14 protein-coding genes are annotated in these 13,247 nt (G+C 72.0%); 9 read left to right on the top strand and 5 right to left on the bottom strand.

The window, feature by feature from the left end:
• Positions 1-45: 45 nt before the first annotated feature.
• The 8 genes from BP05_RS10560 to BP05_RS10525 all read left to right on the top strand — a co-directional run bounded on the left by BP05_RS10560 (position 46) and on the right by BP05_RS10525 (position 7,883).
• Positions 46-729, top strand: a complete 684-nt coding sequence (locus BP05_RS10560) for an RDD family protein (RefSeq protein WP_496363200.1) — start codon at positions 46-48, stop codon at positions 727-729.
• Positions 729-1,760, top strand: a complete 1,032-nt coding sequence (locus tag BP05_RS10555) for a stage II sporulation protein M (RefSeq protein WP_496363198.1) — start codon at positions 729-731, stop codon at positions 1,758-1,760. Before BP05_RS10560 ends, BP05_RS10555 begins: the two co-directional genes overlap by 1 nt.
• Complete coding sequence (locus BP05_RS10550; protein ID WP_496363196.1) at positions 1,757-3,322, top strand: DUF4129 domain-containing protein; 1,566 nt, start codon at positions 1,757-1,759, stop codon at positions 3,320-3,322. Before BP05_RS10555 ends, BP05_RS10550 begins: the two co-directional genes overlap by 4 nt.
• Entirely contained in the window at positions 3,319-4,560 is a 1,242-nt protein-coding gene (locus tag BP05_RS10545; RefSeq protein WP_496363194.1) for a DUF4350 domain-containing protein, read from the top strand. The genes BP05_RS10550 and BP05_RS10545 overlap by 4 nt, the downstream gene beginning before the upstream one ends.
• Positions 4,557-5,582: an AAA family ATPase gene (locus tag BP05_RS10540; protein WP_496363192.1), complete on the top strand. Its 1,026-nt coding sequence runs from the start codon at positions 4,557-4,559 to the stop codon at positions 5,580-5,582. The genes BP05_RS10545 and BP05_RS10540 overlap by 4 nt, the downstream gene beginning before the upstream one ends.
• A 115-nt stretch (positions 5,583-5,697) precedes the next feature.
• Positions 5,698-7,017 (top strand): DUF58 domain-containing protein, encoded by a 1,320-nt coding sequence (locus BP05_RS10535; protein WP_496363190.1) that lies wholly within the window; start codon positions 5,698-5,700, stop codon positions 7,015-7,017.
• Positions 7,014-7,442 (top strand): energy transducer TonB, encoded by a 429-nt coding sequence (locus BP05_RS10530; RefSeq protein WP_496363188.1) that lies wholly within the window; start codon positions 7,014-7,016, stop codon positions 7,440-7,442. The genes BP05_RS10535 and BP05_RS10530 overlap by 4 nt, the downstream gene beginning before the upstream one ends.
• Positions 7,443-7,589: 147 nt before the next feature.
• Positions 7,590-7,883 carry a hypothetical protein gene (locus tag BP05_RS10525; protein WP_496363186.1) on the top strand — a complete coding sequence of 98 codons (294 nt, stop codon included), beginning with the start codon at positions 7,590-7,592 and terminating at the stop codon, positions 7,881-7,883.
• A 13-nt stretch (positions 7,884-7,896) separates the two neighbouring features.
• Here BP05_RS10525 and BP05_RS10520 read toward each other — a convergent pair whose 3' ends face one another.
• Complete coding sequence (locus tag BP05_RS10520; RefSeq protein WP_496363184.1) at positions 7,897-8,169, bottom strand: YkgJ family cysteine cluster protein; 273 nt, start codon at positions 8,167-8,169, stop codon at positions 7,897-7,899.
• Between the two features lie 11 nt (positions 8,170-8,180).
• A complete protein-coding gene (gene aroE / locus BP05_RS10515) occupies positions 8,181-9,026 on the bottom strand; it encodes a shikimate dehydrogenase (protein ID WP_496363182.1) in 846 nt (281 codons plus the stop codon).
• A 206-nt stretch (positions 9,027-9,232) separates the two neighbouring features.
• Between aroE and BP05_RS10510 the strand changes: the two genes are divergently transcribed.
• Complete coding sequence (locus tag BP05_RS10510) at positions 9,233-10,117, top strand: TolB-like protein (RefSeq protein ID WP_496363180.1); 885 nt, start codon at positions 9,233-9,235, stop codon at positions 10,115-10,117.
• Between the two features lie 9 nt (positions 10,118-10,126).
• On the opposite strand, the gene BP05_RS10505 is transcribed toward BP05_RS10510, so the two are convergent.
• The 3 genes from BP05_RS10505 to BP05_RS10495 all read right to left on the bottom strand — a co-directional run bounded on the left by BP05_RS10505 (position 10,127) and on the right by BP05_RS10495 (position 13,106).
• A complete protein-coding gene (locus BP05_RS10505) occupies positions 10,127-11,017 on the bottom strand; it encodes a DUF2071 domain-containing protein (protein ID WP_496363178.1) in 891 nt (296 codons plus the stop codon).
• Positions 10,989-11,978, bottom strand: a complete 990-nt coding sequence (gene hemB / locus BP05_RS10500; RefSeq protein ID WP_496363176.1) for a porphobilinogen synthase — start codon at positions 11,976-11,978, stop codon at positions 10,989-10,991. Before hemB ends, BP05_RS10505 begins: the two co-directional genes overlap by 29 nt.
• A 93-nt stretch (positions 11,979-12,071) precedes the next feature.
• Positions 12,072-13,106: a sulfate/molybdate ABC transporter ATP-binding protein gene (locus tag BP05_RS10495; RefSeq protein WP_496363803.1), complete on the bottom strand. Its 1,035-nt coding sequence runs from the start codon at positions 13,104-13,106 to the stop codon at positions 12,072-12,074.
• Positions 13,107-13,247 lie beyond the last annotated feature (141 nt).

Below are 13,247 nucleotides of genomic sequence, written 5' to 3'. Positions count from 1 at the left end.
CGAGCGACCGCCGCGGGCGGCAGGCCCCGCGGCGCCAGGTTCGACATGCTCGACACCTACCGCGAGGTGGTCACGCCCGAGGGCGTGGCCCTGCACCTGCCCGCGGCGGGCCCGGTGCCGCGCGCGCTGGCGTGGGCGATCGACCTGTCGATCCGCATGGTCTCGCTGATGCTCGTCAGCATCGTCATGGCGATGCTCGGCACCGCCGGCTACGGGCCGTACTTCGTGGCGACCTTCGTGGTGTTCTGGTTCTATCCGGTGCTGTTCGAGGTCCTCGACCACGGCCGCACGCCGGGCAAGCGCGCGCTCGGCCTGCGCGTGATCGCGGCCAACGGCGCGCCGGTCGGCTGGCTCGCGGCCTTCATCCGCAACCTGCTGCGCACCGTGGACATGCTGCCGTTCGGCTACGCGACCGGGCTGGTGGCGAGCCTCGCGGACCCCTGGGGCCGCCGCCTCGGGGACATGGTCGCGGGCACCCTGGTCGTGCACGACGCGCGCCCGCACGAATCGCAGGCCGCCCCGGTGGGCGCCGCGCTGGCGCCGGCGGCGGTCCTGTTGCCGCACGAGCAGGCCGCGCTGGTCGCTTTCGCCGAGCGCGGCCCGCAGCTCACGCCCGAACGCCAGGCCGAACTGGCCGACCTCGCCGAACCGCTGGTGCAGGCGCGCGGCGCCCTGGCGGTGGCGCGCCTGTACGGCATCGCCAACTGGCTGCTCGGGAGAAGGGGCTGATGCGCCAGGAACTCTTCGTCCAGCGGCACCAGGCCGAGTGGGTCGCGCTCGAGCAGTGGCTCGACGCGCGCGGCGGCAGCGCGCGCAAGGCGCGCGCGCACCGGCGCGAGTGGCACGGCCTGCGCGACCACGAGATGCCCGAGCGTTACCGCCGCTTGTGCCAGCAACTCGCGCTGGCGCGCCGCCGCGGCTACAGCCCGGTGGTCACCGACCGCCTGCAACAGCTGATGCAGCGCGGCCACGGCGTGCTCTACCGCACGCCGCCGCCGCGCTGGCGCCGTGCGGTGGAATTCCTGCTCGCCGGCTTCCCGCGCCTGGTGCGCGCGGAGAAGGGGGCGATGCTGGCGGCGATGCTGCTGTTCGTGGCGCCGCTGGTGGCGATCTACGTGGCGATCCAGGTGCAGCCGGACCTGTCGAGCGCGCTGTTCGACCCGGTGCAGCTGGCCAACTTCGAGCAGATGTACGACCCGAACGATCCGCAGCGCGCGCTCGGCCGCGACGACGGCACCGACGTGGCGATGTTCGGCTTCTACATCTGGAACAACGTCAGCGTCGCCTTCCGCGTGTTCGCCAGCGGCCTGGTCGCGGGGCTGGGGCCGATCCTGTCGCTGGGTTCGGAAGGCATCCGCGGCGGCGCCGTCGCCAGCCACCTGCAGGCCGTCGGCCATGGCGATCCGTTCTGGCGCTTCGTCTGCGGGCACGCGGCGTTCGAACTCACCGCGATAGTCATAGCCGGCGGCGCCGGCCTGCGCCTGGGCCTGGGCCTGATCGCGCCCGGCCAGCGCCGGCGCATCGATGCGCTGGTGGAAGCCGGCAAGCGTGGCGGCCTGCTGTGCGTGGGCGTGCTGGCGATGCTGCTGGTGGCGGCGTTCATCGAGGCGTTCTGGTCCTCGATCGGCTGGATGCCCGCGTCGGTCAAGTATTCGGTCGCGGCGGTGCTGTGGACGGCGGTGTTCGTCTGGCTGCTCGCCGGCGGCCGCAACCGGCTGTACGCGGACGATGGCCTGGCCGGCGGAGTTGCCGGCACATGAGGATCGAGGACCTCACCGTCGCCCTGCGCCCGCGCACCGCGTGGGAAGCCGTCGAGCTCGGTACCGCACTGGTGCGGCGCCACGCCGCCGCCGTGTGGAAGCCGTGGCTGCTGGTGTCGCTGCCGCTGCTGCTGCTGGTCAACGCGCTGTGCTGGGCGATCGGCGCGGTGTGGCTGGCCGGCGTGGTGATGTGGTGGCTGAAGCCGCTGTTCGACCGCATCCCGCTGTACGTGCTGTCGCGCGCGGTATTCGGGCACGTGCCCGCCGCGGCTGAAACCGTGCGCGCGCAGTGGAGCTTCGGCCGGCGCTGGTTGCCGGCCTATTTGACCTGGCGCCGCTTGGGTCCGGTGCGCGCGCTGTACCTGCCGATCGATCTGCTCGAAGGCGGCGCCGGCGAGGATGCGCGCGCGCGCCGGCGCGCGCTGGGATCGCCGGTGTACGGCGTGGCCTCGATGGTGCTGCTGGTGTTCGCGCACTTCGAGGCGGCGCTGGTGCTGGGCATCGTGTTCGTGGCGATGCTGTTCGCGCCGAACGACCTGGTGCAGGAAACCGCGGCGCGGATCTGGAACGTGTTCGAGTCGCAGCAGGACGGGGTGCAGTTCGCCGAGAACCTGCTGTTCTGGACCGCGACCAGCGTGCTCGAACCGTTCTACGTCGGCGCCGGCTTCGGCCTGTACCTCAACCGCCGCACCGAGATCGAGGCCTGGGACATCGAGATGGTGCTGCGCCGCCTGCGCCGGCGCCTGAGCCAGGCCGTGGCGCCGCTGCTGGTGCTCGGCACGCTGTGGCTGGGCGCGTGGTCGCCCGCGCATGCGCAGGACAACGATCCATTCGCCGGCCAGGCGCCGGTGCAGGCCGATGCCGCGCCGCCACCGCGGCGCGAATCGACCCTGCACGAGGTGTTCGGCGCGCAGACGGTGGAAGACCAGGGCTGGCAGCAGGCGGTCAAGCGCGCGTACGAGGATCCGCGCGTCAGTCCGAAGCGCACCGTGATGCAGTGGCTGCCGAAGGATCCCAGGAAACCCGACCCGCGGGCGCAGCCGGCCGGCCTGGCGCGCCTGGGCGCGTGGTTCGCCTCGATCGGCGAGTACGGGCTGTGGATCGTCGCCGGCGCGCTGGTTCTGGCGCTGCTGGTCACCGCGCCTCGCTGGCTGCGTTGGGTGCGCGACCCCGCCCGCCGCCGTGCCCGTGACGCGGACGAGGTGATGCGCGAAGCCCTGCCCGAGGAGGCGCCGCTGCCCGACGACATCGCCGCCACCGCGCGCCATCTGTGGCAGGCGGGCCAGGAGCGCGACGCGCTCGCGCTGCTGTACCGCGGCAGCGTCGAGGCGATGACCCGGCGGGCGCAGGTCGTACTGGTGCCCGGCGCGACCGAGGCGCACACCTTGCGCGCTTCGCGCCAGTTGCCGACGGCGGAAGACCGCGAGGCGTTCGCGCGCGTGGTGCGGGTGTGGCAGATCGCCGCCTATGCGCACGGGCTGCCGGCCGCCGCCGAATTCGAGGAACTGCTGGCGCTGCTGTCGCGGCGCTTCTTCGCTCCGCTCCCGGGAGTCGCGGCATGAGCGCGCAACCGGCCGTCCGCAGCCACGCCACGCGCGTAGTCCTGCTCACGCTGCTCGGCGCGGTGGTGCTCGCCGGGCTGGCCGCCTGGTGGCTGCACACCCACGAGCGCGTCCCGCGCGTGATGGAGATGCCGCGCACCGGCGAAGCCCGCCGCAATCCGCTGTTCGCCCTGCAGGTCGCGCTCGAGCGCGACGGCGTCCGCGTGCTGTCGCGGCGCCGCCTGCAGCTGCTGCCCGACGGCGGCCGCGAAGCGGTTGTGCCGCTGGGCGCGCGCGACACGGTCGTGCTCTACAACGATCCGCGCGCGCTGACCCACGCCGAAGTCCAGCAGCTGCTGGGCTGGGTGGGCAACGGCGGCCACCTGGTCGTGCGCACGCCGCCGCTGGGACTGCTGGCGAAGAATTCGCCGGTGCCGCTGCTGCGCGAGCTGCAGTTGCTGCCGATGGGCAAGGAAGCCAGCGACTGCGTCGAAGTGACGGGCGCCGCCCCGCGCGCGAGCGACGGCGTGGCCGGCGCGGGCGAAGCCGACGGCGCGGGCGAAGCCACGGTCGCCACCGCCGGCGCCGGTTTCCTGTTCTGCGGCGCGCGCCGCTTCACCCTGGTCGGCGCCAATCCCGTCCATAGCTGGGGCGACCTGCAGAACGGCTACGTGTTCGCGCGCGTGCGGCACGGGCGAGGCAGCGTCGACGTGCTCGCCGACCTCGACTTCCTCGACAGCGACGGCCTCGAGCGTACGGCGAGCCACGGACTCGCGCGCCAACTGCTGCAACCCAACTACCGCGCCGGCACCGTGCACCTGGTGTACGCGGCGCAGATGCCGTCGCTGTGGGCCATCCTGCTGCGGCACAGCTGGATGGCCTGGGCGCCGCTGCTGCTCGCGCTGGCGTGCTGGCTGTGGCGGCGCATGCAGCGCTTCGGTCCGCAATTGGCCGAGCCGGCGCTGGAGCGGCGTTCCCTGCTCGAGCACATCACCGCCAGCGGCGAACTCGCCTACCGCTACGGTTACGCGCACCTGCTGCATGACGCCGCGCGCAATGCCTTCCTCGCGCGCCTGCGCCGCCGCGATCCGCAGGCCGCCGCGCTGCAGGGCGAGCCGCAGCTGATGCTGCTGGCCGAACGCTTCAGGGATGTGCCGCCGGCCGAGATCCGCGACGCCCTGTTGCCGCCGTTCGCGAACGACCCCACCGCCTTCCGCACCCGCATCGCCACCCTGATCCGACTGAGAAACCGACTATGAGCGACACGCTGATCCCACCGCTGGCATCGGACCACGCCGCCACGCCACGCGCGATCGCGCCGATCACCGGTGCAGCGCTCGCGCAACGCGCCGCGGCGATCCGCGCGGAAGTGGGCAAGGCCTTCATCGGCCAGGCGGATGCGCTCGACCAGGTGCTGATCGCCCTGCTCGCCGGCGGCCACGCGCTGATCGAGGGCGTGCCGGGCCTGGGCAAGACGCTGCTGGTGCGCGCGCTGGCCAAGGCCCTGGACTGCGGCTATGCCCGCGTGCAGTTCACCCCGGACCTGATGCCCTCGGACATCAGCGGCCATGCCGTGTACGACCCGAAGACCGAGACCTTCAACATCCGCCGCGGCCCGGTGTTCACCAACCTGTTGCTCGCCGACGAGATCAACCGCGCGCCGGCGAAGACACAGTCGGCGCTGCTCGAGGCGATGCAGGAACTGCAGGTCACGATCGAAGGCCACAGCTTCGAACTGCCGCCGCCGTTCCTGACCCTGGCCACGCAGAACCCGGTCGAGCACGAAGGCACGTATCCGCTGCCGGAGGCGCAGCTCGACCGCTTCCTGCTCAAGGTGCTGATCGGTTATCCCTCGCGCGCCGACGAGAAGAAGATGGTCGCGGCGGTGAGCCAGGGCCGCATGGCCTCCGACTTCGACCTGTCGCAGGTCCAGCGCGTGGTCGGACCGGAGGAGATCGTGGCGATGCAGCTCGGCACCGCGCAGGTCACGGTGGACGATGCGGTGATCGACTACGCGGTGCGGATCGCCGCGGCCACGCGCGACTGGGCCGGGATCGCGCTGGGCGCCGGTCCGCGCGGCAGCCTCGCCCTGGTGCGTGCGGCGCGCGCGCAGGCGGTGCTGTCGGGCCGCGACTTCGTCACGCCCGACGACGTGCGCGAGATCGCCAAGCCGGCGCTGCGCCATCGCATCGCGCTGGCGCCGGAACTGCAGATCGAGGGCCAGCAGCCCGACGACGTGCTGCACGCCCTGCTGGCCAAGGTGGAAGCGCCGCGGCAATGAGGCGCGCCGCGAGGTCCTGCAAGCCGCGGCCCGGTGCACCGCGCCGCAGCGCGCTGCATTGGTGGTCAGCGGGCGTTTCCCGCCCGCCACGGTCACGGCATGGAGGGCGTGAACCGTGACAAGTGCTGCGACCGTCCCCCGCCCCGCTCCGGCGCTGCTCGTGCTGCTCGCGGCGTGGGCCGCGTTGGGCCTGGCCGCGAGCATCGGCGCGGTGCCGGCGTCGGCATGGTGGCTCGCCGGCGCCGCGCTGCTGCTGATCGCGGTGCTGGACGCCTGGCGCGTGATCGCCGCGGCGACCCCAGGCGTGCGCCGCCGCGTGCCCGACACCTGGCCGATCGGGGTCGAGCGGCCCGTGTCCCTGCAACTGGATGCGGCGCGCACGCAACGCCTGGACGTGTTCGACCTGCATCCGGGCAGCTGGACCATGCAGGGCTTGCCGCGCCACTTGCACCTGCGCCGCGGCGAGGCGGCGAGCATCGAGTACGCGCTGCGCGCCAACGCGCGCGGCGACTTCGCCTTCGACGGCGTGCAGCTGCGGCTGCATTCGCCCTGGCGGTTGTGGTGGCAGTCGCGCGTGGCGGGCGAGCCGCAGTGGGTGCGGGTGTTCCCCAATTTCGCCCCGCTGGCGCGATTTGCGATGTTCAGCGCGGAACAGGCCTCGCGCCTGGTCGGCGCGCACGTCAAGCGCCGTCGTGGCGAAGGCACCGACTTCCACCAGATGCGCGAATACCGCGTCGGCGACAGCCTGCGCCAGATCGACTGGAAGGCCACCGCGCGCGCGCGCCGGCTGATCTCGCGCGAATACCAGGACGAGAAGAACCAGCAGCTGGTGCTGCTGCTCGACACCGGCCGCCGCCTGCTCGCCCGCGACGGCGAGCTCAGCCACTTCGACCACGTGCTCGATGCCGCGCTGGTGGTGTCGTACCTCGCGCTGCGCCAGGGCGACGGCGTCGGCCTGCTCGCCAGCGGCGGCGACAGCGCGTGGGTGCCGCCGCAGCGCGGGGTGGGGGCGATCGACAACCTGCTGCGCGCGACCTACGCGCTGCAGCCCAAGCCGGTCGCCACCGATTTCCTGCAGGCGGCCACCGGGCTGTCACTGCGCCAGCGCCGCCGCGCGCTGGTGATGCTGGTCACCAACCTGCGCGACGAGGACATGGACGACCTGCTCGCCGCGGTGCAGATGCTGCGCAAGCGCCACCTGGTCTGCGTCGCCAGCCTGCGCGAGGCCGCACTCGACGCGGCCCTGGCAAGCGACGTGCATGACCTGCCGTCGGCGATCCGCGCCGGCGCCACCGCGGAGTACCTCGCCAAGCGCAACGCCGCGCACGACGCCCTGCGCAGCCACGGCGTAATGGTGCTGGACGTGGCCTGCGACCAGCTGGCGGCGGCGCTGGTGGAGAAATACCTCGCGGTCAAGCGCGACGGATTGCTGTGAACAAGCCAACCGCCATTGCCTGCGCCGTTGCCATGCTGGCGCTGGCGGGTTGTCCCCGCACCGGGGCGCTGCGCCCCAACCGCGCGCTCGCTGCGGATGTCCAGGGGGTGTGCGAAGGCGATTTCGACCAGGCGCCGCGGCTGTCCAGCGGCAAGTCGCCGTACTTCCCGATCAGCATGCTGAGCGCGAGCGTGGTCGAGGATCGCAAGACCCGGCACCTGCCGCTGACGTGGTCGGTGACCACCACCTTCACCGTTGCCGCGGACGGGCGTACCGCGGCGATCCGGGCCACGCCGACCCAACCGCAGAGCTTCAGCGACCACGTGGTCGTCGCCGTGCGCTCCTGGCGCTTCCAGCCCGCGCGCAAGGACGGCGTGGCGCTGGCGAGCCAGTGCACCAACGAATTCGGCTTCGTCCTGCAGTAGCGCGCCGGTGGTCGGCGTCGCGGTGGCGCATGCACGCCGGCGTCACCGCAGTGAAATCGTACTGAACATCGGCAACGGCGAGCGCGCGCTTTCACCGCGCTGGCACATCGCGCCATGCGAAATGGGTTCCACGCAGGAGGGATACCCATGAACACCCATGCCATCGCCGTGAGCCGCCGGATGCAATTCGCCCTGGCGGCCGCGTGCCTGGTCGTCGTCGTCGTGCTGGGCGGGGCGGTCGTCCTCGGCATGGACATGGCGAGCTACTTCGAATCGACGCGCCTGGTCACCGCCGATCCCATCGAGGGCGGCACCAACCCGTTCCGCGTGCAGGACGCCGCGGCCACCGCGGTGTCGCCGGTCGCGACCGTCAATGCCGGCGCCGCTGGCGAGCCCGCCGTCGCGGATGACGCAAGCCTCACGGTGGCCACGGCGCAGTGACTGCTCGGCCGCGTCAACCGGGCGCGGGTTGAACGGGCCGGGTGGCCAGTTCGAGCAGCGTCAGCGTCGCCAGCGCTTCCTCGCGGGAGCCGCCGCACATCGATGCCAGCGGGCGCAGGGAAGCGCAGAACCGCGGCCGTTCGGGCTTGCCGAACAGGCGGCAGCGGTAATCCTCGTCCAGTTGCACGCAGGGAATGCCCGCCGGCTTGCCGTGCGGCATGCCGGGGATGGGCGACGTGATCGAAGGCGCGATGCAGCACGCGCCGCAACGCTCGCGGCAGTCCATCGGGCGTGCCGTCAGTCCGCGGTGACCAGCACGGTGTCGCGATCGCGCAGCATCGCGTACACCGCATCGGTTTCGGGCCGCACCTTGTGCCAGCGCTGGAAACTTTCCGCGGCCTGTTCGACCAGCATGCCGAGGCCGTCGATGCAGTCGTGCGCGCGCGCCGAGCGCGCCCAGGCCAGGAACGGCACCGCCGCCTCGCCGTAGCTGAGGTCGACCGCGGCGCCGCGCGGCGCGAGCACGTTCACCGGCAGCGCGGGCAGGCCGGCGCCGCGGCTGGCCGAGGTGGCGTTGATCACCAGTTCGAAGTTGCCGAGCGTTCCGACATCATCGAGGTAGCGCGGGTGCACGCGCCCGGGCTGGGCGAGCACGTCGGCCAGCGCGTCGGCGCGCTCCGGCGTGCGGTTGACGATGTACAGGTCGCCGATGCCGGCATCGAGCAGGGCCGGCGCCACGCCGCGGGCGGCGCCGCCGGCGCCGATCAGCAGCGTGCGACGCGCGCGCAGGTCGAGGCCGTGGCGCTCGGTGAGGTCGCGGACCAGGCCGACGCCGTCGGTGTTGTCGCCCTGCCAGCCGGTCGCGGTGCGGGTCAGCGTGTTGACCGCGCCCGCGCGCTGCGCGGCCTCGCTCAGGTAGTTGCAGATCTGCGCCGCGCGCGGCTTGTGCGGCAGGGTGATGTTGGCGCCCGCGCCGCCCTCCGCGGCGAACTCGGCCAGCGCGGCGTCGAACTCCTCCGGCGCGGCGTCGATCGCGGTGTATTCCAGGGCGATGCCGGCCTGGCGCGCGAACGCCGCATGGATGCGCGGCGATAGCGAGTGGGCGACGGGATGACCGATGACGGCGTAGCGCTGGACGGACATGGAGGCCTCGCGCGAATGCGGCTGGAGGTGGCGTGCGACGTGCACGTGCGATGCGTAACCGGACGAACGCGAAGCCCGGGGCGCGGCGGCCGTCCGCGTTCGAGTCTACGCCGCGCTCGCAAAGTGTGCGCCCGCGACCGGTTTTGCGATGGCGGGCAGTCAGCAACTGCGGCACATTGGCGCATCGTCCGTTAAGGGAATCCGCGATGCGTCGTCTTGTCCTGTTGGCCGGTTCGGTCGTGCTGGTGTCGGGAGCCGCGCACGCCTGGCTCGCGGAATTCGGCATCGAGGGCATGCACGTGGTGTCCACGCCGGCGTCGGAAGTGCGGGCCAGCGTCAGCCCGGACGGCCAGCGCATCGTCTGGGGCAGCACCGATCGCGCCGGCGGCAAGGGCGGCTGGGACCTGTGGCAGGCCACGCTGAAGCAGGGCCGCTGGCAGGACCCGCAACCGCTGGCGATCAACTCCAAGGCCAACGATTTCGATCCGGCGTTCAGCGCGGATGGACGCTGGCTGTATTTCTTCTCCAACCGCGACGGCGGCCTCGGCGGCGACGACCTGTATCGCGCCGCGGTGCGCGGCGACGCCTTCGGCGCGGTGGAGAACCTCGGCCCGGGCGTCAACGGCAAGGGCAACGAATGGGCCCCGGCGCCGAGCGCCGACGGCAAGGCGTTGCTGTACGCCAGCGACAGCTTCGGCGGCGCCGGCCGCCACGACCTGTTCGTCGCGCGCTGGGACGGCAGCAGCTTCGGTGCGCGCCAGCCGGTAGCGGGCGTGAACACCCGCGCCGACGAATTCGACGCGGCCTGGCTCGAGGGCGGGCGCGCGGTCGTGTTCACCCGCTCGGCCAACGCCGACGACAAGCCGATGCAGTTGTTCCTCGCGCAATGCGATGGCAAAGGCTACGCGGATGCCGAGCCGGTGGAGCTGTCGTTCAACACCGGCGACGCCTGGACGCTGGGGCCCGGCATCGACTGGAACAAGCCGGGCGAGCTGCTGGTCACCGGCAAGGCGCGGGCGCCGAGCGCGGGCAAGCTCGACATCTACCGGATGAAGGCGCCGGCGGTCACGGGGAAGCCGGGCTGCGTGTGAGTGCGCTGCTCAGCGCAGCCGTTCCCACAGCGCCTGGAAGCGCACGCCAGGCACACAGAAGCAGAACGGCATCGAAGTCGCTCCCAGCGAGCGCAGCAGCGGGCCGGGCTCGTACGAGACCGCGGTCATGGCGGCCACGTCCTGAAGCTGGATCGGCAGGTCGATTCCCGCCTGGGCCACGCGGCCGATCGTCGCCACCGGAGTGATCGCGGAATCCTGGAGACACAGCGCCGCCATGGCCTCGTCCCAGCCCGGGAAGAAGGGCGCGAATTCCGCTGGTACCTCGCCGCGGCAAGCCGGTGCCGTGACGCACGCCAATTCCGGCGCGCTGCCCGAGCCGGCCTCGATCCGGGTCGATATTGCGCCGCCGACTTCACGATGCTCGAAGCTCGCCGCCGCGTGCGCCAGCATCGCGTCACTGAAGATGCGGGTCGCCACGGCATGCAGCATGCCGTCAAAGACATTGCGCATGAAAAGCACGGTCCGCGGCGCCGGTTGTCTGCCGTCGATGCGCGCGACGTACAGCCGCCAGTTGCTCTGCAGCGGTGACGGAAACCATCTGCGCAGCGGTCCCAGGCATGCCGGCCCGAAGTTGCCATGCGTGTAGGTCAACACCGTCAGTACGACCTTGCCGTCGCGCGTCTCCAGTTCCACGCCTTCGGGCACGAAGGCGGCAACCGCGTCCAGCGCAACGATCCAGTTGAGGTAGACGACCCGGGTGACGTCGCTTTCGAGCCGGACGAACGGCAGGCGGCCCAGGGTGGCGCGGCGGATGGCGGCGATCCAGCCGCTGTTCGCCAAGGCCGCGAGCGCGCGGCCCGCAAGACTCCGATCAGGCGGGACGAACCTGTTGTCGAGCACGCGCGAAAACTCAGCCCTCGCGCAGCCAGCGCGCCGCACCCAGCGCGAAGTAGCTCAGCACCGCATCCGCGCCGGCGCGTTTGATCGAGGTCAGCGCTTCCAGCGCGCAGCCGCGTTCGTCGATCCAGCCGTTGAGCGCGGCGGCCTTGAGCATCGCGTACTCGCCGCTGACCTGGTACACCAATGTCGGCACGCCGAATTCATCCTTCACCCGGCGCACGATGTCGAGGTACGGCAGGCCCGGCTTCACCATCACCATGTCCGCGCCTTCCTCGAGGTCGCGCGCGACTTCCTGCAGCGCCTCGTCGGAGTTGGCCGGATCCATCTGGTAGGTGTACTTGTTGCCCTTGCCCAGCGCCGCGGCCGAGCCCACCGCGTCGCGGAACGGGCCGTAGAACGCGCTGGCGTACTTGGCGCTGTAGGCGAGGATGCGGGTGTGGATGTGGCCGTCGCCTTCCAGTTCGGCGCGGATGGCGCCGATGCGCCCGTCCATCATGTCGCTGGGCGCAACGACGTCGGCGCCGGCGCGCGCGTGCGACAGCGCCTGCTGCACCAGCGCCTCGACGGTCTCGTCGTTGAGCACGTAGCCGCTGTCGTCGATCAGCCCGTCCTGGCCGTGCGTGGTGTACGGATCCAGCGCGACGTCGGTGATCACGCCCAGTTCGGGGAAGCGCTGCTTGAGCGCGCGCACCGCGCGCTGCACCAGGCCATCGTCGGCCCATGCCGCTTCGGCGGTAAGCGACTTCGCCTCCGGTGCGGTCACCGGGAACAGCGCGAGCGCGGGCACGCGCAGTTCGCTGGCCTGTTCGGCGACCTTGAGCAGTCCTTCGATCGAGACGCGCTCGACGCCCGGCATCGAGGCCACCGTTTCGCGGCCCTTGAGTTCGTGGACGAACACCGGATAGATCAGGTCGTTCGCGGTGAGCACGGTCTCGCGCATCAGGCGGCGCGAGAAGTCATCGCGGCGCATCCGCCGCAGGCGCGTGTAGGGATAGCTCATGGCTGGCCATTCTACCCGCGCGGCGATCGCACTCGTTCACGATCGCCACCCAACGCGCGGCAACGCGCCGAGCAAGCCCGTCTCCGCGCGGCCTCAGGCCGAATACACCCGATAGCGCAAAGGCGCCACTGCGATCAGGCGACCCACGGCCGGCGTTTCCACGTCCGGGGTGGCAGCGAAGTCGAGCTCGAGCGAACGCGCCTGGCCTTCGACATCGAGTTCCAGGGTGATGCGGTCGGCCAGCCGGTGCGCGGCGACGACGCGCGCGCTCCAGCCATCGTCCGGGCTGGCCAGGGCCAGGTCGTGCGGCCGCACGTACAGGCGCGCCGCGCCGTCGGGCGCGTCGCAGGCGAAACCGCGCGCCTGCCCGGTGGCGACGAACCGGCCCGCTTCGACGCGGCCATCCAGCGCGTTGGCGCGACCGATGAAGTCGAACACGTACTCCGACGCCGGCGCGCTGTAGATCTCGTGCGGCGTGCCGACCTGCTCGATGCGGCCTTCGCGCAGCACTACGACGCGGTCGGCGAGTTCCAGCGCCTCCTCCTGGTCGTGGGTGACGAACAGCGTGGTCTGCCCGGTCTGCTCATGCAGTCGGCGCAGCCAGCGGCGCAGGTCGACGCGGACCTTGGCGTCGAGCGCGCCGAAGGGTTCGTCCAGCAGCAGCACGGTGGGATCGATGGCCAGGGCGCGCGCCAGCGCGACGCGCTGGCGTTGGCCGCCGGAGAGTTGCTCGGGATAGCGCTCGCCCAGGTCGGCCAGCTGGATCAGGCCCAGCAGCTCCTCGACGCGGCGCTTGATCGTGGCCTTGTCGGGGCGCCGCGACCGCGGCCGGCTGCGCAGGCCGAAGGCGATGTTCTCGGCCACGGTCATGTGCTTGAACAGGGCGTAGTGCTGGAACACGAAGCCGACGTTGCGCTCGCGCAGGCTCAAGCGGGTCGCATCGGTGTCGCCGAACAGCACCTGCCCGCTGTCGGCATGCAGCAGGCCGGCGATCACGCGCAGCAGGGTGGTCTTGCCCGAGCCGGACGGGCCGAGCAGCGCGACCAGTTCGCCCGAAGCGATGTCGAGGTCGACCGCGTCCAGCGCGGCGACGTCGCTGTAGCGCTTGCTGAGCTGGCGGATGTGCAGGTCCGCGCCGCGGGCGTCCGCGTGCGCCGCGGAACCTGCCGCCGGCGCACCGGCCTCGATTGACTCAGTTGCGCCCACTCAATGCCTCCGATGTGTCCTGGCCAGCGCGTCGCCATGCCGCGCCTCGAGCCGCGCCGCGGC

The organism is Lysobacter oryzae DSM 21044, assembly GCF_059568595.1.
This window is presented reverse-complemented; position numbering and strand designations above follow the sequence as displayed.

Coding starts and splice junctions, on each gene's coding strand:
- hemB (WP_496363176.1), bottom strand. CDS start 11,978: ATGAGCTATCCCTACACGCGCCTGCGGCGGATGCGCCGCGATGACTTC.
- BP05_RS10560 (WP_496363200.1), top strand. CDS start 46: ATGCTCGACACCTACCGCGAGGTGGTCACGCCCGAGGGCGTGGCCCTG.
- BP05_RS10545 (WP_496363194.1), top strand. CDS start 3,319: ATGAGCGCGCAACCGGCCGTCCGCAGCCACGCCACGCGCGTAGTCCTG.
- BP05_RS10540 (WP_496363192.1), top strand. CDS start 4,557: ATGAGCGACACGCTGATCCCACCGCTGGCATCGGACCACGCCGCCACG.
- BP05_RS10550 (WP_496363196.1), top strand. CDS start 1,757: ATGAGGATCGAGGACCTCACCGTCGCCCTGCGCCCGCGCACCGCGTGG.
- aroE (WP_496363182.1), bottom strand. CDS start 9,026: ATGTCCGTCCAGCGCTACGCCGTCATCGGTCATCCCGTCGCCCACTCG.
- BP05_RS10525 (WP_496363186.1), top strand. CDS start 7,590: ATGAACACCCATGCCATCGCCGTGAGCCGCCGGATGCAATTCGCCCTG.
- BP05_RS10510 (WP_496363180.1), top strand. CDS start 9,233: ATGCGTCGTCTTGTCCTGTTGGCCGGTTCGGTCGTGCTGGTGTCGGGA.
- BP05_RS10520 (WP_496363184.1), bottom strand. CDS start 8,169: ATGGACTGCCGCGAGCGTTGCGGCGCGTGCTGCATCGCGCCTTCGATC.
- BP05_RS10555 (WP_496363198.1), top strand. CDS start 729: ATGCGCCAGGAACTCTTCGTCCAGCGGCACCAGGCCGAGTGGGTCGCG.